This is a genomic window from Coleofasciculus sp. E1-EBD-02 (assembly GCF_040218245.1).
Lineage (GTDB): Bacteria > Cyanobacteriota > Cyanobacteriia > Cyanobacteriales > Coleofasciculaceae > Coleofasciculus.
Window position 1 is genome coordinate 1 of the sequence record NZ_JAVJQN010000225.1, and the last position, 23,526, is coordinate 23,526.

Genomic DNA, 23,526 nt, shown 5'->3' on the forward strand with positions numbered 1-23,526 from the left:
CCGTCCGAGAAGCTCCGAAGCCAGCCGTTGAGTTCCCATCGGTGCAACCTGCAAGACCGTCACACAAAGTCGAGTAGCTGCTTGTTGGGGGGTAAACTAGACATTTCCTGATTATATCCGAGAAAATGTCTAGTTATGTCACTAATTGTCTAGATATTTACCGACTGTTAGTTAACCCTGATTGACGCTGTTCTTTTCTGTCCCTCCCAGTCGGCGCGATCGCGTCTATGAGATGGGTAGCAGAAAATATCCTTAAGCCTACCCCCAAACAGGCGATCGCACTTCACTCATCTTAGGAAAACTTAACATCCCCCGTTGTTACCAAAGAGGGTGCAACGCCTTCCCCAACCGAATCTAATGTAAAATGTGACTTTTCACGGCGTAAATCCTGCTATTGTTAAGCCACTGAAAGTTCATAGTGCAGTATCAGTTACTCTACAAGTTAGATTTTTTAGCTATAATTGCGTGATCGCAGGGTTAAAAAGATATAGAAAATTACGGCAGATTACTGTTCAACGCTGATGCAATCTAGGTCTTTGATCCTTTAAATAGCTAGGCGCTGGCACATCACTACGCGCATATACGTGCTGCTGCCATTTTTTTGTGTCTGGCTCATTTTCCCAGAAAAAAGTTCCTATATCACCAGAATATACCCAAACACGGTCATCTGCTCCCCACAAGAAATAGGTTGTATGACGTATATCAAATTGTTCAGATGATGTATACACAAGATTTTGCTCCTGATCTAATATTTTGAATTCTCGATAAGGAAGATCAGAAGTTCCATGGTTTTCTATAACAAGAGTATATTTTTCTGATGGTGAAATAGCAGGTTTTTCTACTGTTGCAACTTCTGCTGGTAGAACCATCGCTTTTTCCTGGCAACTTGTTAAAACAATCAATAAAACCGATAAATTATAAAGTAGTTTTTTTGAAAAGACTATTGTTTTGTTCATGACCAAAGCCTCTTCATTATTATCGAGTAAGCTTTATAAGCACTCTGTTTCAGATGAACCATGATTTATATAGCAGTAGACACATCGATTAGGACAAACGAACTATTCTAGAGACACGCCATGGCGCGTCTCTACCATAAGATGCGTCCTAACTTAACCAACCTGCGATCGCGTCCAACCGAAGCTATACTGTTCGTGGTCACAAACTGAGCTTTTATCATGCAGAACTTAAAATGACATTAATCTGTCACTACCAGACAGATAACAATAATTTGTCTCCATGAGGCTAATCTCAAATGCGGACGAAAGGACTTGAACCTTCACACCTTACGGTACTAGAACCTAAATCTAGCGCGTCTGCCAATTCCGCCACGTCCGCGAGTCACTAGATAGCTATGATAGCAAAAACTTGACGATTTGGTTAACTGAGTTCGATATTTCAGCCGAACGCCCAATTCAACAGCAAAAAGTAGATGGCAGATGATTTATTCAAACTCGGTTGAATACCCCTCCAGAACACGGTAGAGACGTAGCAGGCTACGTCTCTACAATCCTGAAAGCACCAGGGTTATATCGGATTGGGATTTTAGTCCCCATCGTCATCGCCTAGGGGTTATTCTGCCTCGGTTGCGGTAAGGGTAGGGTAATCGTTACCGTACTTCCGGCTTCTGCTTGAGACTCTACCGCGATCGCACCGCCTTGTACATCCACACAATGTTTAACCAGCATCAACCCTAAATGACTCCCCGTCATCTCATTACCCTGATGATTGGTGTCGAAGGCGCTGAAGAGAACCTTTTGCTCAGATTCCGGCATCCCACTGCCAAAATCGGGGATACGAAATACCACCTTTTCATCTTGACACACCAATTCCAACTTGATCGGACTGTCCTCTGGTGCATATCGCCATGCACTAATTAGGATATTTGTCAACATCCGACGCAACAATCGTTCATCACCTACGCCATAACAGGATTCTGAACCAACAAAACTAATCTGAGGTTTCGACGGTGTACGTTCCTGTAACTGGGTGATTAATCCTTGACACAACTGAGTTAAATCCAGTTTCGTGAGATTTAAACGCAGTTGCTTGGCTTCAATCTTTTTAATCAATAGCAGATCATTCAGGATTTGATTGATCCGTTGAGCATTTCCTTGGATGCGCTGGAGATAGTAAAGGGTGTTGTTCTCCGTGTCGGAATCGGGATTGTTTTCAAGGTATTTCGCATGGGAAAAAATCGTATTCAGAGGATGGCGGAGTTCTTTAGTAACCACGGAAGCCAATCGATCAACATGGGATTTGAGCGCCCGATATTCCGCTTCTTTTGCCATGGCTTCACTAGCGGCTACCCTCGCCTGTTTTTGTTCGCTCAAATCTTTAAACGTGATCACAACGGCACCGCCGTCTCCTTCAAGATGATCCAAGCGAGTCATTGTATACTCGTAATCCTTCACTCCCTCAACCGTGGTTAAGGTAATTTCGTCAGTGATAGACTGTCCTGTCGTTAAAACGATGTCCCGTTGAGCATCCAACTGTTTCATCTGTTCAGAGGATAGCTTCAGATCATGCCATGTTTTACCGATACAATCCTTTTGGCGGAGTCCCCACGCCTGGGCTGCGGCTTGATTCACATAGACATATTTGCCCGTGCGATCGCACACGAGAAAAAAGTCACTAGAATTGGAGAGAATCGTATTTAGTAGTTGTCCCAGTTGTTCGACTGAGGTATCTGGAGTTGCAGGAGGAGGGGGAACAGGAGACGTTTTCTCTGGCTGACTGGCTTGTTGTTTAACCGCTTGTTGCTGCTGAATCGCTTGTTGACGACGAATTGCCTCTTGTTGCTCGGCTTTCAGACGTTTTTGCTGACTAATATCCTCCAGGATACAAATCGCTGAAATGGAGTCGTCTGGAGTCTCCTGCACCAGCGCCACGGTAAGCCGTCCCCATTCAATGGTGCTATCGGGATGGTGGAAAGGTTTCTCCAATTGGTAGGAATGACGTTCACCCGCGATTAATTGGCGAAACATTGCCGATTCCATCCCTGGCTTATCTAAATTCATCCACCTCATCAACGTGGGTGCTAATTCCTCAGCCGGACAACCAACCATTGCCTGAAGTTTGGGGTTATATTCGATCAGGTTCCCCTGATGATCTAGAAGTCCTAGACCGATAACCGTCCGATTCAGAATGGAACCAAACTGAGAATGAAGGTAAGATTGCATGGCATCTTTATAGCGTGCGATCGTCAAATCTTGTAACCGCCAGCGCAATCCAATCACCTGACCCGATGATGGATTTTGCACAGGCACGACGGTTAGGGAGGCGAGGAACGAGGTATCACCACGGGGTTGAATCTGGACGGGCCAATTATTGATCGACTCCCCCTGTTGTAACTGACTTAATTTGTAATAAAAGTCACGTCGTTCTTGAGTAGCGACAAAAACAGCGAAGGATTTGCCCACCAGACGTTCTGGAGAAAAGTTCAGCGAATGGGCGGCGGCTTGGTTTGCCTCAACAATGATCGCGTCGGGATTGGTAACCAGGTAGCCATCGGGAGCAAACTCAAACAATTCCCGGTAACGCTGGCGTTCCGCTTCCAAGGCAATCTGGCTTTGGACTAATTTATCATTTTGTTGGCGTAGTTCTCCGGCGGCAAATTGTAGTTCTTGCAGGGAATGGGACAGTTCGGTCAAACTCTCCAGTAATAAATGTTGCTGCTGGTTTGGCACGTCTTCCGTTTCAGAAGACTCCTGTACTGGCAATTTCAGTGATTCGTGTGCCTGTTGCCACAGCGTTTCGACTCGTCTGAGGGATAGGGTTATTTGTTGATCAAAGGTTTCTGCGGTCATCTTTTATACACAATAGCTGCACCCTGTTAACCTCCATATTTTCTACTATTGTTCCGGAGTTTGTGTTCAGCATTTTGACGGGGATACTGAAATTTCAGGGGGTAGAGAAGAAGGGGGCAAAGGAGCGGAGGAGATAAGAGAGAATTGTCCCAATCACCAATACTGACATCAGACTAGAAGCCGCTCTTGAATTCCCTGTTCCCTGTTCCCTGTTCCCTGTTCCCTGTTCCCTAACTCACCGAGGACATCAGACGTAGCTTGCTTCTCGCGCCCTTGAGTATGACCAATGACATAAGACTATTCATTAGCCTTAACCACCAATACCGAACAAGGGGCGTCAGCCACCACCTGACTACTCACCGAACCTTGCAAAATTCGCTTTACGCCTGTCAGTCCACGAGTGCCAATCACAATTAAATCCGCGTGGTAAATATGGGCAAGGCGAATAATTTCTGCGGCGGGATCACCGTTAACAATTTGAATTTCACTGGAACAGGGGAGTTTGGATTGATACAGGTGCAGTTGCTGTTCGGTTTCTTGGTACAGGAACTCCTCCGAAGGGTGTGGACGATCAACAGGGATGTCCATGTCAGGGTCTTGAGGAGGCATGACATGGCACAAGATAATTTTGGTGGCTGATGTTATTTGTAGGTTATCTAGGGTCTCAATTAAGCGATAGGTTGGCTTTGAGCTGTCCAGAGCTACCAGAATCGTCTTTAGCACCAAAATTTCTCCTCATGAGTGATTACGAGCGATCGGCTCCCAGCAATAGGAATTCTCCCTCTTGATCAGAGGTTTTGTCTACTGGTTTGACAAAATGTCATTTGTCCTTGGTCATTTGTCCTTGGTCATTTGTCATTTGTCCTTGGTCATTTGTCCTTTGTTAGGGAACGGGGAATGGGGAATTAAATAATACTCTTAGGTCGAATGTCACTGACTTAAGGCTGGTGGGCAATGCCCACCCTACTATAGATAAAGGGTTTTGGCGCTCCCCAAATGCTTATTTCAGTGCTATTCCTCTTAGGTCAGTTATTGGGGAAGAGGTCATGAAAATATTCTTCCCCAGCTTCCCCAGCTCCCCCAGCTCCCCCAGCTTCCCCAGCTCCCCCAGCTTCCCCAGCTCCCCCAGCTTCCCCAGCTTCCCCAGCTCCCCCTACTCTGTCTCAATCCGAATGCCTTTCGCCTTTGGTGCGTAAGCGCACGGAATCGGCATGAGAAGGTAATCCTTCGGCTTGTGCCAACACCTGAATCGCTCCTGCCATTTTATTCAGGGCGGTTGAGGAATATTGAATTAGACTCGAGTGCTTCATGAATGTCTCTACACCTAACGCCGAAGCGTAGCGGGCAGCACCAGAGGTGGGTAAGGTGTGATTGGGTCCGGCGATATAATCACCAACGGCTTCTGGGGTGGATGTTCCCAGGAAGATGGCACCCGCATGGCGGATTTGATTGAGTAAGTCCCAAGGTTCAGTAATTTCTAGTTCTAAGTGTTCGGGGGCAAATTCATTAGAGAGTTCGGCGGCTGTTTCCAGGGAATCGACGACGACAATCAAGCCATAATGCGCGATCGCTTTTTCGGTGAGTTCGCGTCGGGGATGATCCTGTAGTTGGTGTTTGACTTCGGCTTGGACGTTTTTTGCTAATGTCGAGTCTGTCGTGATCAGAATTGCTGCTGCTAGGGGGTCATGTTCTGCCTGTGCTAATAAATCGGCGGCGACATAAACAGGATTGGCGTGACTATCGGCAATAATTAGTACCTCAGAAGGACCGGCAAGGGAATCAATGCCCACGGTTCCGTAGATGAGTTTCTTTGCCAGGGTGACGTAGATATTCCCTGGACCAGTAATTACATCTACCTTGGGAATGGTTTCGGTTCCATAAGCTAAAGCCGCGATCGCTTGGGCACCGCCGACGCGGTAAATGTTGCTCACACCCGCTTCTTGGGCAGCGACGAGGACGGCTGGATTAATCTTTTGCTCCAAGCCCGGAGGTGTGACCATCACGACTTGAGGCACTTTTGCCACTTTTGCCGGAATCGCATTCATTAACACCGTACTCGGATACGCGGCTCGACCGCCAGGAACATAGAGTCCGGCTCGATCCACTGGCGTGTAGCGTTTGCCCAGAACCACCTCATCATCGCCAAACTGCACCCAAGATTTGGGAACGCGCTGTCGGTGAAAGGCTTCAATCTGCCGTGCTGCCAACTGAATCGCATCCAGGAGTTCCTTGGATACTTGCTGGTAGGCAGCATCCAGTTCTGAGCCACTGACACGCAGTTGGTCAGGGGTTAAACGTTGATGATCGAATTCTTCGGTATAGTGCAAGAGGGCTTTATCCCCTTGGCGTTTTACCGTCTGCAAGACTTCTCGCACCGTCGCCTCTTTGTGCATGATTCCATCGTGGGAGGTGCGATCGCAGATCCGCCGCAGTTCATTTTTTGCCTCAGCCTGCTGAGTGATTATTCGCAGCATGGAGTCGGAGTGCCTATCATGAGGTATTATCCGTGGGAGACTAGGATAGGAACAGAGAGTTCCCTGACCGGGAGTCCGTCCTTCCCTAGACTCTCTTCTCTAGCTTACCTGGATTTTTCTGGACTCGCGACACTTTTGACATAGATGTTATAGTAGTTGTTCTGGTATTTTGTAAATTAGAATCTGAAACCTTAGTTTTCCGGAAGATTTCTGTGGCTAATAGTAAGTCTGCTCTTAAACGTATCAAAATCGCTGAACGAAACCGAGTTCGCAATAAAAGCTATAAATCAGCGGTGAGAACGCTGATGAAAAAATATTTTGAGGCTGTCGAGGATTACGCCCGCCAGCCAAGTACTGAATCGTTGCAGGATGTCAAAAATCGTATGTCTGCTGCTTACTCTAAGATAGACAAAGCGGTGAAGCGGGGCGTCCTGCACAGTAACAATGGTTCTCGTAAGAAATCCCGTCTGGTAAAGCAGCTCAAGAAGGTACAGGCTCAACTGAATCCCCCAGCGGCTGAAACATCGACGGCTGAAACGACAGAGGCATCCTAGGGCAGCGTGGCGGAAAGATTTGAGCCTTTAGTCCATGCCCCTGAATCTGGAGGAGAAAATGTAGAGACGTGCCATGGCACGTCTGTAGAAAATGTAGAGACGTGCCATGGCACGTCTGGGAGCTGGGGGAGAGTTTAGCTAGTCAGTTATTTCTGCCGTTAGCTCACTGAGGCTGAGGCGGTTAAACACCCGCAAACTCTTATCCAGTAAGCTTGAGTGGGTTTGAGCTTTGAGTCTAGGGTTTAACCCCTAGGGGGTTGGTAAGACGGGTGCAAGATGTGAGTGACACCCGATTTTAAGCGTGTTAACTCCCAAATAAGCTCTAAGCGAGGGAAAATGTTGGCTGCTTAAGTTGGTCTTGGGTAAGAATTGAGCAGGAGAGGACACACACAATGTCAATGCAGTTGATAGACACCCATGTTCATATCAACTTCGATGTCTTCGAGTCTGATCTAGAAGCGGTGCGCGATCGCTGGCGGGATGTCGGCGTCGTGCGGTTAGTGCATTCCTGTGTTGAACCTTCGGAGTTTTCCGGGATTCAGCAGTTAGCGGATCAATTCCCCGAACTGTCTTTCGCTGTCGGCTTACATCCCCTAGATGCCCACAAATGGACGCCCCAAATGGCGGATCAAATTCGCGCCTTAGCAGGTTCTGATGCCCGAGTTGTGGCAATTGGGGAAATGGGGTTAGATTTCTACAAAGCCGAAAACCAAGACCAGCAAAAGCAGGTATTCGCTGCACAACTTGCGATCGCCCACGAGCTTAACTTACCCGTAATTATTCACTGTCGCGACGCCGCCGCCGATCTTCGTGATCAGGTTAAGCAGTTTTGTCAAGAGGTGGGACCCATTCGGGGTGTGATGCATTGTTGGGGGGGAACGCCTGAGGAGACTCAGTGGTTTTTGGATCTAGGCTTTTATATTAGCTTCAGTGGTATTGTCACCTTTAAAAACGCCACAGCCATCAAAGAATCAGCCACCCTAGTGCCAAGCGATCGCTTGCTGATTGAAACCGATTGTCCGTTCCTCGCCCCCGTACCCAAACGGGGGAAGCGCAATGAACCCGCTAACGTGTACCATGTTGCCGATTGTGTTGCCAAACTGCGGCAGATTCCCCTAGAAACCTTGGCAGAAGAAACCACCCAGAATGCCTGTCGGCTGTTTAATCTAAGCCTGCCGAGTGCCGCTAGTAACTAGCTAGAGGAATGCGATCGCCAGCCGTTAACCAGTCTATTTGATCAGCTCGGCGAAGGGGTCAAAAAGAGGATTAATAGGGCAACCTATTAATTTTTCACTATCGCTCCCCCAGCTTCCCCTGCTTCCCCATCTTCCCCAGCTTCCCCTGCTCCCCCAGCTTCCCCAGCTTCCCCTGCTCCCCCTGCTCCCCCAGCTCCCCCATCTCCCCTTAACAGCCAGCTTGCGCCATAATTGATTAAGAAGAGTTACTATGTATAAAATTTTCTCAAGTTTTATCCCGCCATCACTGCCTACCCCGAAACAATCCTTAATCGATGCCCAACCGCCCACGAGGAGAAGATGCCGCCGATTCTATCTCATTGTAGATCAACCCCTGTATCATCATTATCATTAAAACGCTTCCGCCGATTATTAAGACAGTCGTTATTATCCTCAGACTCTCTTATTGCTTCTTTGAGGTAAAAATTCTCGGCTTGGCAGCGCTAGACGCTGACTGGTATCTACCCCGATAGATATAGCCAATCATACTATTGTATTGCTCAGGATTGCTGACTAGAGGAGCAAATTCTGCCTCTATCTTAGGCTGTGAAGCCCATCCTGACGCTGATTCACCCTCTCCAGAAGGAAAAGCATGACGACTCAAACCTATACAACTCCCACCTATCTATTACCAGACTTAGTTGAAATTCAGCGAGCCAGTTTTCGCTGGTTTCTTGAAGCAGGATTAATTGAAGAACTCAACAGCTTCTCACCGATTAGTGACTACACAGGTAAGCTGGAACTCCACTTTGTCGGCAAAGACTATAAGCTCAAGCGTCCTAAATACGATGTGGATGAAGCCAAGCGGCGAGACAGCACTTATGCCGTGCAAATGTATGTACCCACTCGCCTGATCAACAAAGAGACAGGTGAGATTAAAGAGCAAGAAGTCTTTATTGGCGATCTGCCCCTGATGACCGATCGCGGTACGTTTATTATTAATGGTGCCGAGCGGGTCATTGTCAATCAAATTGTCCGCAGTCCCGGCGTATACTACAAGTCGGAAATCGACAAAAACGGACGCCGTACCTACTCCGCATCTTTAATCCCCAACCGAGGCGCTTGGTTAAAATTTGAAACCGACAAAAATGATTTAGTCTGGGTTCGGATCGACAAAACCCGGAAACTCTCTGCTCAAGTTCTCTTAAAAGCCCTGGGACTCTCGGACAATGAAATTATCGATGCCCTGCGTCACCCCGATTATTATCAAAAGACTTTAGACAAAGAAGGCAATCCCAGTGAAGAAGAAGCCTTGATGGAGCTATATCGCAAGCTTCGTCCAGGTGAACCGCCGACAGTAAGCGGGGGTCAGCAGTTATTAGACTCACGCTTTTTCGACGCCAAACGTTACGATCTCGGTCGTGTCGGTCGCTACAAAATTAACCGCAAATTGCGCTTAAATGTTGCCGATACAATCCGCGTGCTGACGCCCCAAGATATTATGGGCGCGATCGATTACCTGATCAACCTGGAATTTGATATTGGCAGCACCGACGATATCGACCATTTGGGGAACCGCCGGGTTCGTTCCGTGGGTGAACTCCTGCAAAACCAGGTTCGGGTGGGATTGAATCGCCTAGAGCGAATCATTCGGGAACGAATGACCGTTTCTGATTCCGATACCCTAACCCCCGCCTCCTTGGTCAACCCCAAACCCCTAGTTGCCGCCATTAAAGAATTCTTTGGCTCATCTCAGCTATCCCAGTTCATGGATCAGACCAATCCCTTAGCTGAGTTAACCCACAAACGCCGTTTATCTGCCTTGGGACCCGGTGGCTTAACCCGAGAACGGGCAGGGTTTGCCGTGCGAGATATTCACCCCTCTCACTATGGACGAATTTGCCCCATCGAAACGCCAGAAGGACCCAACGCCGGACTAATTGGTTCCTTGGCAACCCATGCACGAGTTAACGCTTATGGCTTTATTGAAACCCCCTCATACCCCGTAGAAAATGGGCGGGTGATTAAAGACAAAGCGCCGCTTTACATGACCGCTGATGAAGAGGACGACTTGCGCGTTGCTCCTGGTGACATCCCCATGGATGAAAATGGCTATATCATGGGCGAATCCGTTCCCGTGCGCTATCGCCAAGAATTCACCACCACCACCCCTGATCAGGTAGACTTTGTGGCGGTATCTCCGGTGCAAATTATCTCCGTGGCAACCTCACTCATTCCCTTCCTGGAACATGATGACGCCAACCGCGCCCTGATGGGTTCAAATATGCAACGGCAAGCCGTCCCCTTGTTGCGTCCAGAGCGTCCCTTGGTGGGTACAGGGTTGGAAGCCCAAGCCGCACGAGATTCCGGCATGGTGGTTGTCGCCCGGAAAGCTGGCGAAGTCGTTTATGTGGATGCCACCAAAATTCGCGTCCAAACCGCTCCCAGCACCCCCGCTTTACCGGGAGACAGTACAGAGACAGCCCAAACCAGCGAACCAGAAATCATTGAATACGAAATCCAGAAATATCAGCGGTCTAACCAAGACACCTGCTTAAATCAGCGTCCGTTAGTTTTTTACGGAGATGACGTAGAAGCGGGTCAAATCCTGGCTGACGGTTCCGCCACCGAAGGGGGAGAACTGGCATTAGGACAGAACATTCTGGTGGCGTATATGCCCTGGGAAGGCTACAACTACGAAGACGCCATCCTGATTAGTGAACGACTGGTGTTGGATGATGTGTACACCAGTATTCACATTGAAAAATACGAAATTGAAGCTCGCCAAACCAAACTCGGACCCGAAGAAATCACCCGTGAAATTCCCAACGTGGGGGAAGATTCGCTGCGCCAACTCGACGAACAAGGGATTATTCGGATCGGGGCATGGGTAGAAGCCGGAGATATTCTCGTCGGTAAAGTGACACCCAAAGGCGAATCCGACCAACCCCCCGAAGAAAAGCTACTCCGGGCAATTTTCGGGGAAAAAGCCCGGGATGTGCGGGACAATTCCTTGCGCGTTCCCAATGGCGAAAAAGGTCGGGTTGTGGATGTCCGCATCTTTACCCGTGAGCAAGGTGATGAACTCCCCCCTGGTGCCAACATGGTAGTGCGCGTCTATGTGGCACAGAAGCGCAAGATTCAGGTGGGTGATAAAATGGCAGGTCGTCACGGCAATAAGGGGATTATTTCCCGGATTCTGCCGATGGAAGATATGCCCTACCTCCCTGATGGCACTCCCCTCGACATTATTCTCAATCCCTTGGGCGTTCCCAGTCGGATGAATGTCGGTCAAGTCTTTGAATGTTTACTGGGATGGGCGGGTGAAAACTTAGACCTGCGATTTAAAATGATTCCCTTTGATGAAATGTATGGGGAAGAAGCATCCCGACTGACTGTTCACGGCAAACTTCAGCAAGCGCGGGAAGAAACTCAGCAAGATTGGGTATTTGATCCAGAAAATCCGGGCAAAATCCAGGTATTTGATGGTCGCACGGGCGAAGCCTTTGATCGTCCGGTGACAATCGGTATCGCCTACATGTTAAAACTGGTTCACTTGGTCGATGATAAGATTCATGCTCGTTCCACCGGACCGTATTCCCTGGTTACTCAGCAACCCTTGGGTGGTAAGGCGCAGCAGGGCGGTCAGCGATTTGGTGAAATGGAAGTTTGGGCATTGGAAGCCTTTGGCGCGGCTTATACCCTGCAAGAGTTACTTACCGTGAAATCAGACGATATGCAGGGTCGTAACGAAGCCCTCAACGCCATTGTCAAAGGTAAGGCAATTCCGCGACCCGGTACGCCAGAATCCTTTAAGGTGTTGATGCGAGAACTTCAATCCTTAGGATTAGATATTGCCGTTCACAAAGTAGAAACCGATGATGATGGCTCCAGCCGTGATTTAGAAGTCGATTTGATGGCAGATGGCGATCGCCGTCGTACCCCCAGCCGACCCACTTATGAATCCCTCCGCAGTGAGGAACTCGAAGAAGAAGAGTTATAAGTTCTCCGTGTTGAGTGTAGAGATGTAGCATACTACGTCTCTACATTCAAAACTCAGATGTAGCTACGTCTGTACGCTCAAAACTCGCAACCCTGGAAGATGAAACAGCAACAAGAACAGCGCTTTGACTACGTAAAAATTGGAATTGCCTCTCCGGAGCGCATCCGTATATGGGGAGAACGTACCCTACCGAATGGTCAAGTTGTAGGGGAAGTGACGAAACCAGAAACGATTAACTATCGCACGCTCAAACCCGAAATGGACGGGTTGTTCTGTGAGCGGATTTTTGGTCCAGCGAAAGACTGGGAATGTCACTGCGGCAAATACAAACGAGTTCGTCATCGCGGGATTGTTTGTGAACGCTGCGGCGTGGAAGTCACGGAGTCGCGGGTACGACGACATCGCATGGGGTTCATTAAACTGGCGGCTCCTGTGGCGCATGTCTGGTATCTCAAAGGAATTCCCAGTTATCTGAGTATTCTCTTGGATATGCCGTTGCGGGATGTCGAGCAGATTGTTTATTTCAATGCTTATGTGGTTCTGAGTCCAGGGAATGCTGAAAATCTCAGCTATAAACAGCTATTGACTGAAGACCAATGGCTGGAAATTGAGGAGCAACTCTACAGCGAAGACTCCGAACTCAATGGCGTAGAAGTGGGCATTGGTGCAGAAGCACTACAACGACTCTTGCAAGATGTCAACTTAGACGACGAAGCCGAAAAACTGCGCGAAGACATCAGCAACGCCAAAGGTCAAAAGCGGGCAAAGCTGATTAAGCGGCTGCGGGTGATTGATAACTTCATCGCCACCGGGTCGCAAGCCGAGTGGATGGTGCTGACGGTGATTCCGGTTATCCCGCCGGATTTGCGCCCCATGGTTCAGCTCGATGGTGGACGCTTTGCTACTTCAGACTTGAATGACTTGTATCGCCGGGTGATCAACCGCAATAATCGCTTGGCACGCCTCCAGGAAATCCTCGCCCCAGAAATTATTGTCCGTAACGAAAAGCGGATGCTGCAAGAAGCGGTCGATGCGCTGATTGATAATGGACGCCGAGGACGCACGGTGGTTGGTGCGAATAATCGGGCATTAAAGTCATTGTCGGACATTATTGAAGGGAAACAGGGTCGATTCCGCCAAAACCTCTTGGGGAAACGGGTCGATTACTCCGGACGTTCGGTAATCGTCGTTGGTCCGAATCTGAAAATTCACCAGTGCGGTTTACCCCGCGAAATGGCGATTGAACTGTTTCAACCCTTTGTGATCCATCGCCTGATTAGTCAGGGGTTAGTTAATAACATTAAAGCCGCCAAAAAACTGATTCAGCGCGGTGACGCCAGCGTTTGGGACGTGCTAGAAGAAGTGATTGCTGGTCATCCCGTCTTGCTCAACCGAGCGCCAACGCTGCACCGCCTAGGGATTCAATCCTTTGAACCGATTTTGGTTGAAGGTCGGGCGATTCAACTGCACCCCTTGGTCTGTCCCGCCTTTAACGCGGACTTCGACGGTGACCAGATGGCGGTTCACGTTCCCCTGTCTTTGGAGTCCCAAGCTGAAGCCCGATTGTTAATGTTGGCGTCCAATAATATTCTCTCTCCAGCAACAGGACGTCCGATTGTCGCACCGAGTCAGGATATGGTGCTGGGTTGCTATTACCTCACCGCCGAAAATCCCCACGCCACAAAAGGCGCGGATCGCTATTTTGCCTCTCTCGATGATGCAATCCGAGCCTTTGAACAAAAGCAGGTCGAGTTACATGCTTACGTCTGGGTGCGTTTTGATGGCACGGTACAGAATGGTAAGTCGGATGATGAGCAGGTGATTTCCTCAGAAACCTCCTCAGATGGGATGGTGACGAAAGTCTACAAAGACCGCCGAGTCCGAGAAACGGCTGATGGAGAACTAATTTCGCAGTACGTTCGCACGACGCCGGGTCGGATTATTTACAACAAAGCCATTCAAGATGCCCTGATGATTACCTGAACCAAAACCCAGGACGAATCACCAAGGACGAATCACCAAGGACGAATGACAAATGACGAATGACAAAGGACAAAAAGAAACGATTTTCTACAATCGAGTCGTTGATAAAGGTCAGCTCAAAAAACTGATTTCCTGGGCGTTTACTAAGTATGGCAGCGCCCGGACTGCTCAGATGGCTGACCAACTTAAGGATTTAGGATTCCGCTATGCCACAAAAGCGGGGGTTTCGATTAGTGTCGATGACCTACTTGTGCCGCCGAAAAAGCGTGAGATGCTAGAAGCGGCAGAAGCCCAGATTCGCGCCACGGAAGCCCGTTACAGTCGGGGGGAAATCACCGAAGTTGAACGATTCCAGAAAGTAATTGATACCTGGAATAGTACGTCGGAAGCCCTGAAAGATGAAGTGGTGGTCAATTTCAAGGCAACTGATCCCTTGAATTCGGTCTATATGATGGCGTTTTCTGGGGCAAGAGGAAACCTGTCTCAGGTGCGCCAATTGGTCGGGATGCGGGGTCTGATGGCTGATCCGCAAGGGGAAATTATTGACCTGCCGATCAAGACTAATTTCCGGGAAGGGTTAACCGTTACTGAATATATTATTTCCAGTTACGGGGCACGGAAAGGACTGGTGGATACCGCCCTGAGAACGGCTGACTCAGGGTATCTGACCCGACGTCTGGTGGATGTGTCTCAGGATGTGATTGTTCGGGAAGTGGACTGTGGGACAAGCCGAGGCATCCAGTTAACCGCGATGACAGATGGCGATCGCGTGCTGATTCCCCTGCAAGATCGTCTCTTGGGGCGAGTCCTAGCCGCTGATGTGCTGCATCCGAAAACCAAAGAGGTGATCGCCAAACGTAACCAAGCCATCTGCGACGATTTAGCTGACGTCATCGGCAAAGCGGAGGTGGAAGAGTTGATGGTTCGCTCTCCCCTAACCTGTGAAGCCTCACGATCAGTTTGTCAGCATTGCTACGGCTGGAGTTTGGCACATGGGCATATGGTGGACTTGGGAGAAGCCGTTGGTATTATTGCGGCTCAGTCCATTGGTGAACCCGGAACTCAGCTAACCATGCGGACATTCCACACCGGGGGAGTATTCACCGGGGAAGTCGCCCGCCAAGTCCCAGCGGCGTTTGACGGCGTTGTCCGCTTTTCTAGTCGTCTGCGAACCCGGGGTGTGCGTACCCGCCACGGTGAAGAGCGCGAACAAGTAGAAGTCGCTGGCGATCTGATTCTCGAACCGACGAATAAGGGGAAAAGCAAAACCATTCCCGTCACGCCCGGTTCCATCCTCCTGGTTAGCGATGGGCAAGAGGTAAAAGCAGAACAGCTTTTAGCAGAAGTGGCGTTGGGCAAATCTCGCCTGTCTACGGAAAAAGCCGCGAAAGACGTCGCCTCGGATTTGGCGGGAGAAGTGCTGTTTGCCGACTTGATTCCCGAAGAAAAAACGGATCGCCAAGGGAATACAACCCGCATTGCCCAGCGGGGTGGCTTGTTGTGGGTGTTATCGGGAGAGGTGTATAACCTGCCCCCTGGTGCCGAACCCGTGGTCAAAAATGGGGATGCTGTGGAACCCGGTTCTGTGTTAGCAGAAACCAAGTTAGTTAGCCAAAACGGTGGTGTAGTGCGGCTGACACCGGGTAAGCGGGAAATTGACATCATCACCGCGTCAGTACGCCTCGACCAAGCAGCGGTGCGGATGGAAAGTAGTGGGGGTCGTGAACAGTATGTGATTCACACCGCCAATAACCAGCGCTTCTTGCTCAAGGCAACCCCAGGCACAAAAGTGTTAAATAATCAAGTGGTAGCGGAGTTGGTTGACGATCGCTATCGCACCCAAACGGGGGGGATTATTAAGTATGGCGGTGTAGAAGTCGCTAAGCGCGGTAAAGCCAAGCAAGGATACGAAATCACCAAAGGCGGCACCCTGCTGTGGATTCCTGAAGAATGCCACGAGGTTAATAAAGATATCTCGTTGCTGCTAGTGGAAGACGGTCAATATGTGGAAGCCGGGACAGAAGTGGTGAAAGATATCTTCTGCCAATCGGGAGGGATTGTCGAAGTTGTACAGAAGAATGACATTCTGCGGGAAATTGTGATTAAGCCCGGAGACTTGCATTTGGTGGATGACGTTCCTGACGGCTTTGCCTCTGAAGGTCAGCTGGTACATCCGGGTACAGAACCCATTCCGGGGTTAAGCGTGGCAGAACTACGGTATGGGGAAGTCGCCGAGACGCCAGAGGGCATGGCATTACTGCTCAGACCTGTGGTAGAGTTTAACATTCCCGATGAACCCGATGTCCCCTCTCAAGCCTCCATCGACAGTGCCAACGGTTCTACCGAGGGCGGTGAGTCGGATGGTGAGAGTGCGATCGGGATTGAGCTACGGACGATTCAGCGGCTACCCTACAAAGACGGAGAGCGGATCAAGTCTGTTGAAGGACTAGAGTTGCTGCGAACTCAACTCGTTTTGGACATGACTCAAGAGTCCGACGGCGATCATTCCGCCTCTCAGCTTTCAGCGGATATTGAATTAGTCACCACCGAAGAGTCGGATGATCCAGAAGACATGCGGTTGCAGTTGGTGATCCTGGAATCCTTGGTGATCCGGCGCGATACCTCGGCTGATCCTTTAGGGGGAAGTACCCAAACTCGGCTGTTGGTTAACGATGGGGATAAAATTGCGCCCAAAGACGTCGTCGCCCGCACCGAAATTCAGTGTAAAGAATCCGGTGAAGTTCGAGGGATTCGCGAAGGGGTGGAAGCCATTCGCCGGGTACTGGTGGTTCGGGATGCGGATCGGATTACCGTTCCCATTAGTGGCACACCTCAGGTGAAGGTGGGAGATTTAGTCGTGGAGACTGATTTCCTCGCCGCCAGTGTGCAAGCCTCCGAATCGGGACAAGTTGTCAAAGTTAACGAAGACTCAGTAACGTTGCGACTCGCACGTCCTTATCGAGTGTCCGCTGGTGCGGTGCTGCAAATTGATAATGGAGACTTGGTGCAACGGGGTGACAACCTGGTGCTGCTAGTGTTTGAGCGGGCAAAGACGGGGGATATTATTCAAGGGCTACCCCGGATTGAAGAACTCCTAGAAGCCCGTAAACCTAAAGAAGCCTGTGTATTAGCCCGACGTCCCGGTGAGACGCAGGTGGTTTATGAGGAAGATGAAACCGTTGATATCAAAGTGATTGAACCGGAAGGGGTGATTACAGATTATCCGGTGAGTCCGGGACAAAACGCGATGGTTTCCGATGCTCAGTTTGTGAAGGTAGGTCAACCGTTAACTGATGGACCGGCAAATCCCCACGAAATTCTGGAGATTTTCTTTAATTTCACCGTGGAAGAAAAGGGAATCTATGAAGGTGCTTTAGCGGGACTGCAAGCCGCACAAGCATTTCTGGTTAATGAAGTCCAATCGGTGTATCAATCCCAGGGAATTGATATCTCGGACAAGCATATCGAAGTGATTGTCCGTCAGATGACCTCGAAAGTTCGGGTCGATGATGGGGGTGATACCACAATGCTACCGGGAGAATTGGTGGAGTTGCGGCAAATTGAGACCGTGAATGAAGCCATGGCAATTACCGGGGGCGCACCGGCTCAATATACGCCAGTATTATTGGGGATTACCAAAGCTTCACTGAATACAGATAGCTTCATCTCCGCCGCTAGCTTCCAGGAAACTACTCGTGTCCTCACCGAAGCGGCGATTGAAGGGAAATCCGATTGGTTACGGGGTTTGAAGGAGAACGTGATTATTGGTCGCCTGATTCCCGCCGGAACCGGGTATAACGCTTATGAAGATCCAACCAGTGGTGTCGATGCTGATTCCGCCAATGGCGGCGCTGAGTATGATTTTGGCGATCTGAATGAGAGTAGTGAGTTCGACCAAGACGATTCCTTAGAAGTGCTAGACGATCGCACGGCTCGCGCTTACAGTATGGAAGAAGAGGATACCAGCGATTTTGAATCGTTGATGCATGAAGAGGAGGAAGAGGATGAGGATGCAGATGATTTGGCTGATGAGTATCTTGAAGGGGATGAGGAAGAGGATGAGGATGAATAGTCCCTTATGAGTCCTCACTCAAGTGTAAAACCATGAGCATGAAGTAGGGGTACGATATATCGTACCCCTACTATTTATAAAAATCGCCAAGAAAACCCCATCCCGTTGTGGGTGGGGATGAGAGGCTCCGCAGGCGACGGGGTTATCGACCAAAAGTTACACCGTGGACTTATACCAAGACAGAATTACTTGTGGGTAGGTTTGTCTAGGTTTTTAGAAGCGCTGTTTCACTCGAGAGTAATCTCGTCTAGTTACAAGCCCAATCCCCTTGTGGGTGGGGCAGTTGACATCGTACCCCTACAATTGTTGAATCGGATTCGTGACTATCTTGGCAAACATTCCTCTCCGACGCTGGTTTCTCAGTTTACTCACCTGTGTCGTCGCGATCGCACTATCCGCCTGTAACCCTGCACTCTTTACCTCACAAGCCGCCCAGGGTTCTCAACTTGTCACCAGTATTCTCAGTGACCCCAAAACCTTTAACTACGCCCTCTCTCAGGAGTCGCCGAATATTTTTGGTTACACTTACGAGGGACTGGTCACTGAAAATGGTGTCACCGGAGAAATTGAACCCTCTCTGGCTGAGTCTTGGGACATCTCCGATAACCAACAGCGGATTGTTTTTACCCTGCGCGAGGGATTAAAGTGGTCTGATGGAGAACCCTTAACGGTTGATGATATCGTCTTTACCTATAACGATATCTATCTCAACGAAGACATTCCCACCGATGTTCGCGACATTCTCAGAATTGGCGAAACACGCGGCTTTCCCAGCGTGCGGAAACTCGATGAAAGACGAGTTGAATTTACCACACCCGAACCCTTTGCGCCCTTTCTCCGCACCACAGGACTGGCAATTTTACCCGCCCACGCCCTCAAGGATACGGTAACTGAGAAAGACCAAGAAGGAAGACCCAAGTTTATGACCACTTGGGGGGTGGATACTGACCCGGATAAAATTGTGGTCAATGGACCCTATCAACTGGATCGCTACAATACCAATCAACGCTTAGTCTTTCGCCGCAATCCCCATTACTGGCGTCAAGGATCTCAAGGTCAACCCCAACCTTATATTAATCGCCTCTTCTGGGAAGTTGTTGAATCCACCGATACTGCCTTTTTACAATTTCGTTCTGGTGGGTTAGATGCGATTAGTGTCTCACCGGATTTCTATTCCCTACTTAAACGGGAAGAGGAACGCAGTAACTTTAACATTTACGTTGGCGGTCCTACGCTAAGTTCAAGTTTTATTTCCTTCAACCTGAACAAAGGAAGTCGGGATGGCGAACCCTTAATTGAACCGATGAAATCTCGTTGGTTCAATACCTTGGCATTTAGACAGGCGGTGGCTTATGCAATTGACCGAAGAACGATGATTGATAACTCGTTTCGGGGATTGGGTGAACCGCAATATTCCAATCTTCCGGTACAAAGTCCTTATTATTTGTCTCCCGAAGAGGGACTGCCAATTTACGAATATAATCTGGACAAAGCCAAAGAATTACTGTTAAACGCGGGCTTCCAGTATAACGATGAAGGACAACTCCTCGACGATCAAGGGAATCGAGTGCGTTTTACCTTAATTACCAATGCGGGGAATAAACTGCGCGAAGCCATGGGAGCGCAAATTAAACGGGATTTGGCGAAAATTGGTATGCAAGTGGATTTTAACCCGATTGCTTTTAGTACTTTGGTGGAAAAACTCAGTAATAGCTTAGATTGGGAATGTCATCTCCTCGGTTTTTCCGGTGGCGGATTAGAACCCAATAATAGTGCCAATGTCTGGTCTACTGAAGGCGGATTGCACAGTTTTAATCAAAAACCAACGGTTGGTCAACCGGAGATTCAGGGGTGGGAAGTCGCACCTTGGGAGAAGGAGATTAATGATCTCTATGTTAAAGGGTCTCAAGAGTTAGATGAACAGAAGCGCAAAGCCATTTATGGTGAAGCCCAACGCCTGATTAAAGAACACTTACCTTTTATTTATTTGGTGAATCCTCTATCTATGACGGCTGTGCGCGATCGCGTGGAGGGGATTGAGTATTCGGCTTTAGGGGGCGCGTTCTGGAATATCCACGAATTGAGGATTTCTGAAGATTAAGGGGAATTAGGGGGGAAATCTGACTGCCAGTTTTATGGATGGTTCAAGAAACATCGCACTCCATACCCAAATCTGATCACCACGCGATTGTCTTCGAGGGACTAAAGTCAGCTATTTACCGATAAATGAACAACAAAACCCGCCTAGAGGGTTGAAACCATTGCAAGAAAGCCTATTCCCTATTGCCTCTCCCCACCACAAGACTTATTCAGCAAGCCCTAAGTAGGTTGGTGGAAATAAACTCAACCATGTTAAGTTATGTTAACAAGCCTCAAACCCTTACAAATGACGAATGACGAATGACGAATGACGATCCCCACCGTTAACTTTAATTGTCCCCACCTACTTAGCTACCTAAGAACCCGACTCTAAACGGCGTTGCCACTCAGCATCAATTTGGTCTTTGCGTTGCAAATCTTGATCCAGTAAATCCTGTTCACTGGTATACACCACATCCTCTTGCCCAATTACAGTTTGCGCCGCAAACTGTTGGGCATACGCCAGCTTTTTCTGTAAATTGGCATCACCTTGAGCCAGCGCTAATGCTTCCTGCTGTCGTTGCTGATTTCGGGCTGCGATTTTACTATTTTTCCGTTGAATCCAGAAATAACGAATCAAAGGAATCGCTAAAAACCCAATCCCGTACCCCAGTAAAAACCAGTAAATTGACGCGACAAACGCCACCAATCCACCTATCTCGGCAGCAAGTTCGCCTCCTCTTAATAGAGAACCCAGCATCAAAGCACCGACAATATTCACGCCGCCTAACCCAATTGCCAGTATCTTTTGCCCACTGGTAGCCGCACTAAAGCGCCAAGGCTGTTCTTGCAGGTAAGAGGGAACAGGCTGAGGATGTTGCTGTTGTGCAGTTGTCTGTAAATCGGGGAAGTGATAGATAATTTCTCCATCGGGACTAACTTCTGGACGCCCATTAAAACGGCTGAGAACGGGTAACATATAATCCTCATATTCCCGTTGATAGCCTGTACCAATATCATCCAGATACGGAGCAATCTGTTCGGCTGTAACCGCACCGCCGGAATTGCGAATCACTGTACCGATTTCTTGCCAGCGCCGTTCTTCTAAATCCGCATTGGGATTACCATCGCCAAACAGGAATGAGAAAATTGACTCCAGAAAATTCATCTGCTTACTCTCAGCCGAATTCCAGGAGGTGCGCCGTTGTCGATGGCGTTCGTAACTGGGGTCAAAAAACCAAAAGATGTCGGGTCCAATCCAGAAGCGGGGCATAAAAAACATACCGCCGCCTCGATTAGAACCCCCGTTACCGCCACCACCCGAATCACTATCGCTGCTGGAACTGATACTGATGACGATAATCGAAATGGCGAGAAAAATTAGGACAATTGAAAGTAAGAGGAGAAGCCCGAAGGAAATCCGAATCAGGTAAAATAAGACACGCCAAATTTTTGACCACCATTCCTGCAATCGTAATCGGAGGAATTTGTTTCGCAGGTTTGTCCGAAAGTTCTTGGGGAACAGGTAGGCAATTTCACCTGACTCGGCGACTTGCAAATGTCCACCTGCATCGGAGGCTAGCGCTAGTAATCCTCGTTCGGCTAGATTGATATTCAATCCCGCCTTAGCCGCTACGTCACCCACGGTGACGCGATAGCCGAGCTGCTCGACGCTATTCATTATTTTGGGATCGGGAGCCATAGTTGTTATTGTAAAGTTTTCTGTAGTCTCTATCTCAAGTATAGAAGTCTGGCTCAGGCTTGAGATTTACAGAAAGCCGAACTCCGATACAAAAGGGTTTGAGGAACAGTAACTAGGGGCTGCTGAATAAGTGTAGGGGTGTAGGGGTGTAGGGGTGTAGGGGTGTAGGGGTGTAGGGGTGTAGGGGAGCTTCGCGCTTCGCTCAGAATGATATTCGATAACGCAACTTGGTATAAATGGATGAATCTCGCGATCGCACCCCAGTTACCAACATGCGATCGCGCCCTGGATTAACTAGCTTGCTGAGACTCCTCTAAGAACGGATAATCTGTATATCCATGCTCATCACCCCGATAAAAGGTAGAGCGATCATAATCGTTTAGGGGAGCATTCAGCTTAAACCGCTTGGGTAAGTCAGGATTGGCAGTGACATCCTCCCACACCAAATTGAAAATTATGGTGTGGGCTTCCCCCAAATCACTTTGAGGATTTCCTGGTTATTCCCTTTCGGGGTTGCGCCACTTGGATGGTTTTGGCTTTCGCCAACCCCCGGTAGATCGGCTGCACAGGCACTTTCGATTCCCGTCTGTCCAACGGTACTGATTAGCTCTATTCCTCGGTTTCTGATGACTTGACCACTAGCTACGTCGCGGTCAGTTTTAAAACCGCAATGGGGACAATCATGTACCCGGTAATCCAAGTCTTTTTTGACTTCACCTTTACATTCAGGACACTCCTGAGAAGTGCCTCTGGCATCAACAACAGCAAAAAACTTTCCACGCTTCCAACACACATATTGGGTGATGGTGCGGAATTGACCAAACCCCGCATCAAGCATTTGCTTACCCAACATCCCTTTTTAAGCGAACATTGAGTTACCTAAATTGACCTTGGGGAGTCGTGTATCCCAGCACGCTCATCACAGATTACAGTGTGGGTCTTACGACCTCCCCAAACCCCTGTTAAGTCAATGTCATGAAAATTATCCAGTCATTTAATTTTATGGAATAAACGTTCCAGAATAGTTAAAAAAAAGAGTTGAATTAGTCGAGAACCGAGAGCGCTACCTGAGCAATACTCCGCAAAGCCTCCCGATCTGGGTTAACTTTAGAGGTAACCCGCAAGCCTTGTAAGGTACAGGTAAGGAAACTGGCTAAAGCGTTTAGGTCATGTTTATTGCTGAGTTCTCCTTTATCTTTTGCCCTGAGTAACGCTTGATAAAAAGCCCGTTCAATCCGTTCCAGATGGGTGGCGATACGAGTCGCGGTATCGGGATCATGGGGACAGAGTTCAACCGCTGTATTGGTGATTAAACAGCCTCGCCGTTGAACATCTGTAACCGCTCGCTCAATCAGAGTATAGAAATGATCAATAATGGCTGACTTAGAGGCGTCCGGGGCTTCGAGTCGGGCGATCGCATTCTTAACCACGGTTTTATCATAATGTGCGATCGCGGATTTAAATAAAGCGCGTTTATCACCAAAGGTATCATAGAGACTCCCTCGGTTAATGCCCATATTTTTGACCAAAACTTGGATTGACGTTCCTTCGTAACCATAGCACCAAAACGTTTCCATGGCTTTCTCCAACGCTTCCTCTCGGTCGAACTCTTTGTGTCGAGCCATCACTCTCGTATTTGCTTCTAGGAAGACTTTACCGTTTCTGGAACGAATAGTCA

General features: G+C 48.8%; 12 protein-coding genes, 1 tRNA gene and 2 pseudogenes. 6 read left to right on the forward strand and 9 right to left on the reverse strand.

What is annotated here, in order from left to right:
* Window positions 1–512: 512 nt before the first annotated feature.
* From RIC07_RS33890 to hisD, 5 genes are all read right to left on the reverse strand, one after another.
* A complete protein-coding gene (locus RIC07_RS33890) occupies window positions 513–956 on the reverse strand; it encodes a hypothetical protein (RefSeq protein ID WP_446398355.1) in 444 nt (147 codons plus the stop codon).
* Between the two features lie 297 nt (window positions 957–1,253).
* Window positions 1,254–1,335 (reverse strand) — tRNA-Leu (locus tag RIC07_RS33895).
* Window positions 1,336–1,562: 227 nt separating this feature from the next.
* Complete coding sequence (locus tag RIC07_RS33900; protein ID WP_446398356.1) at window positions 1,563–3,806, reverse strand: PAS domain-containing sensor histidine kinase; 2,244 nt, start codon at window positions 3,804–3,806, stop codon at window positions 1,563–1,565.
* 297 nt (window positions 3,807–4,103) lie between these two features.
* A complete protein-coding gene (locus tag RIC07_RS33905) occupies window positions 4,104–4,529 on the reverse strand; it encodes a universal stress protein (protein WP_446398357.1) in 426 nt (141 codons plus the stop codon).
* A 440-nt stretch (window positions 4,530–4,969) separates the two neighbouring features.
* Complete coding sequence (gene hisD, locus RIC07_RS33910) at window positions 4,970–6,280, reverse strand: histidinol dehydrogenase (RefSeq protein WP_446398358.1); 1,311 nt, start codon at window positions 6,278–6,280, stop codon at window positions 4,970–4,972.
* 212 nt (window positions 6,281–6,492) lie between these two features.
* On the opposite strand from hisD, the gene rpsT reads away from it, so the two are divergent.
* The 6 genes from rpsT (at window position 6,493) to RIC07_RS33940 (ending at window position 20,168) form a co-directional block, all read left to right on the forward strand.
* Window positions 6,493–6,834 (forward strand): 30S ribosomal protein S20, encoded by a 342-nt coding sequence (rpsT, locus tag RIC07_RS33915; protein ID WP_446398359.1) that lies wholly within the window; start codon window positions 6,493–6,495, stop codon window positions 6,832–6,834.
* Window positions 6,835–7,232: 398 nt separating this feature from the next.
* The gene (locus RIC07_RS33920) at window positions 7,233–8,030 is read left to right on the forward strand and encodes a TatD family hydrolase (protein ID WP_446398391.1); all 798 of its coding nucleotides are present in this window, start codon (window positions 7,233–7,235) and stop codon (window positions 8,028–8,030) included.
* Between the two features lie 631 nt (window positions 8,031–8,661).
* Window positions 8,662–12,012 carry a DNA-directed RNA polymerase subunit beta gene (gene rpoB, locus RIC07_RS33925; RefSeq protein WP_446384354.1) on the forward strand — a complete coding sequence of 1,117 codons (3,351 nt, stop codon included), beginning with the start codon at window positions 8,662–8,664 and terminating at the stop codon, window positions 12,010–12,012.
* A gap of 99 nt (window positions 12,013–12,111) precedes the next feature.
* A complete protein-coding gene (locus tag RIC07_RS33930) occupies window positions 12,112–13,995 on the forward strand; it encodes a DNA-directed RNA polymerase subunit gamma (RefSeq protein WP_446379087.1) in 1,884 nt (627 codons plus the stop codon).
* A 52-nt stretch (window positions 13,996–14,047) separates the two neighbouring features.
* Window positions 14,048–18,067: a DNA-directed RNA polymerase subunit beta' gene (locus tag RIC07_RS33935; protein WP_446398360.1), complete on the forward strand. Its 4,020-nt coding sequence runs from the start codon at window positions 14,048–14,050 to the stop codon at window positions 18,065–18,067.
* Between the two features lie 337 nt (window positions 18,068–18,404).
* Window positions 18,405–20,168 (forward strand): ABC transporter substrate-binding protein, encoded by a 1,764-nt coding sequence (locus RIC07_RS33940; protein ID WP_446398392.1) that lies wholly within the window; start codon window positions 18,405–18,407, stop codon window positions 20,166–20,168.
* A gap of 354 nt (window positions 20,169–20,522) precedes the next feature.
* Here the strand turns inward: RIC07_RS33940 and RIC07_RS33945 are convergent, their stop codons facing one another.
* The 4 genes and pseudogenes from RIC07_RS33945 to RIC07_RS33960 form a co-directional block, all read right to left on the reverse strand.
* Window positions 20,523–21,848, reverse strand: a complete 1,326-nt coding sequence (locus tag RIC07_RS33945) for a hypothetical protein (RefSeq protein ID WP_446398361.1) — start codon at window positions 21,846–21,848, stop codon at window positions 20,523–20,525.
* 290 nt (window positions 21,849–22,138) lie between these two features.
* Window positions 22,139–22,273: pseudogene (locus tag RIC07_RS33950) on the reverse strand (alkene reductase); the annotation flags it as partial.
* 52 nt (window positions 22,274–22,325) lie between these two features.
* Window positions 22,326–22,707 (reverse strand): annotated as a pseudogene (locus RIC07_RS33955) (zinc ribbon domain-containing protein); the annotation flags it as partial.
* 184 nt (window positions 22,708–22,891) lie between these two features.
* Window positions 22,892–23,473, reverse strand: coding sequence for a TetR/AcrR family transcriptional regulator (locus tag RIC07_RS33960; RefSeq protein ID WP_446398362.1), 582 nt, complete (start codon window positions 23,471–23,473; stop codon window positions 22,892–22,894).
* Between the last annotated feature and the right edge of the window lie 53 nt (window positions 23,474–23,526).

What these genes read in the sequence shown, in the direction of transcription:
- RIC07_RS33890 (WP_446398355.1), bottom strand. Translation starts at nt 956, where the DNA reads ATGAACAAAACAATAGTCTTTTCAAAAAAACTACTTTATAATTTATCG.
- RIC07_RS33900 (WP_446398356.1), bottom strand. Translation starts at nt 3,806, where the DNA reads ATGACCGCAGAAACCTTTGATCAACAAATAACCCTATCCCTCAGACGA.
- hisD (WP_446398358.1), bottom strand. Translation starts at nt 6,280, where the DNA reads ATGCTGCGAATAATCACTCAGCAGGCTGAGGCAAAAAATGAACTGCGG.
- RIC07_RS33920 (WP_446398391.1), top strand. Translation starts at nt 7,233, where the DNA reads ATGCAGTTGATAGACACCCATGTTCATATCAACTTCGATGTCTTCGAG.
- rpoB (WP_446384354.1), top strand. Translation starts at nt 8,662, where the DNA reads ATGACGACTCAAACCTATACAACTCCCACCTATCTATTACCAGACTTA.
- RIC07_RS33930 (WP_446379087.1), top strand. Translation starts at nt 12,112, where the DNA reads ATGAAACAGCAACAAGAACAGCGCTTTGACTACGTAAAAATTGGAATT.
- RIC07_RS33935 (WP_446398360.1), top strand. Translation starts at nt 14,048, where the DNA reads ATGACGAATGACAAAGGACAAAAAGAAACGATTTTCTACAATCGAGTC.
- RIC07_RS33945 (WP_446398361.1), bottom strand. Translation starts at nt 21,848, where the DNA reads ATGGCTCCCGATCCCAAAATAATGAATAGCGTCGAGCAGCTCGGCTAT.
- RIC07_RS33960 (WP_446398362.1), bottom strand. Translation starts at nt 23,473, where the DNA reads ATGGCTCGACACAAAGAGTTCGACCGAGAGGAAGCGTTGGAGAAAGCC.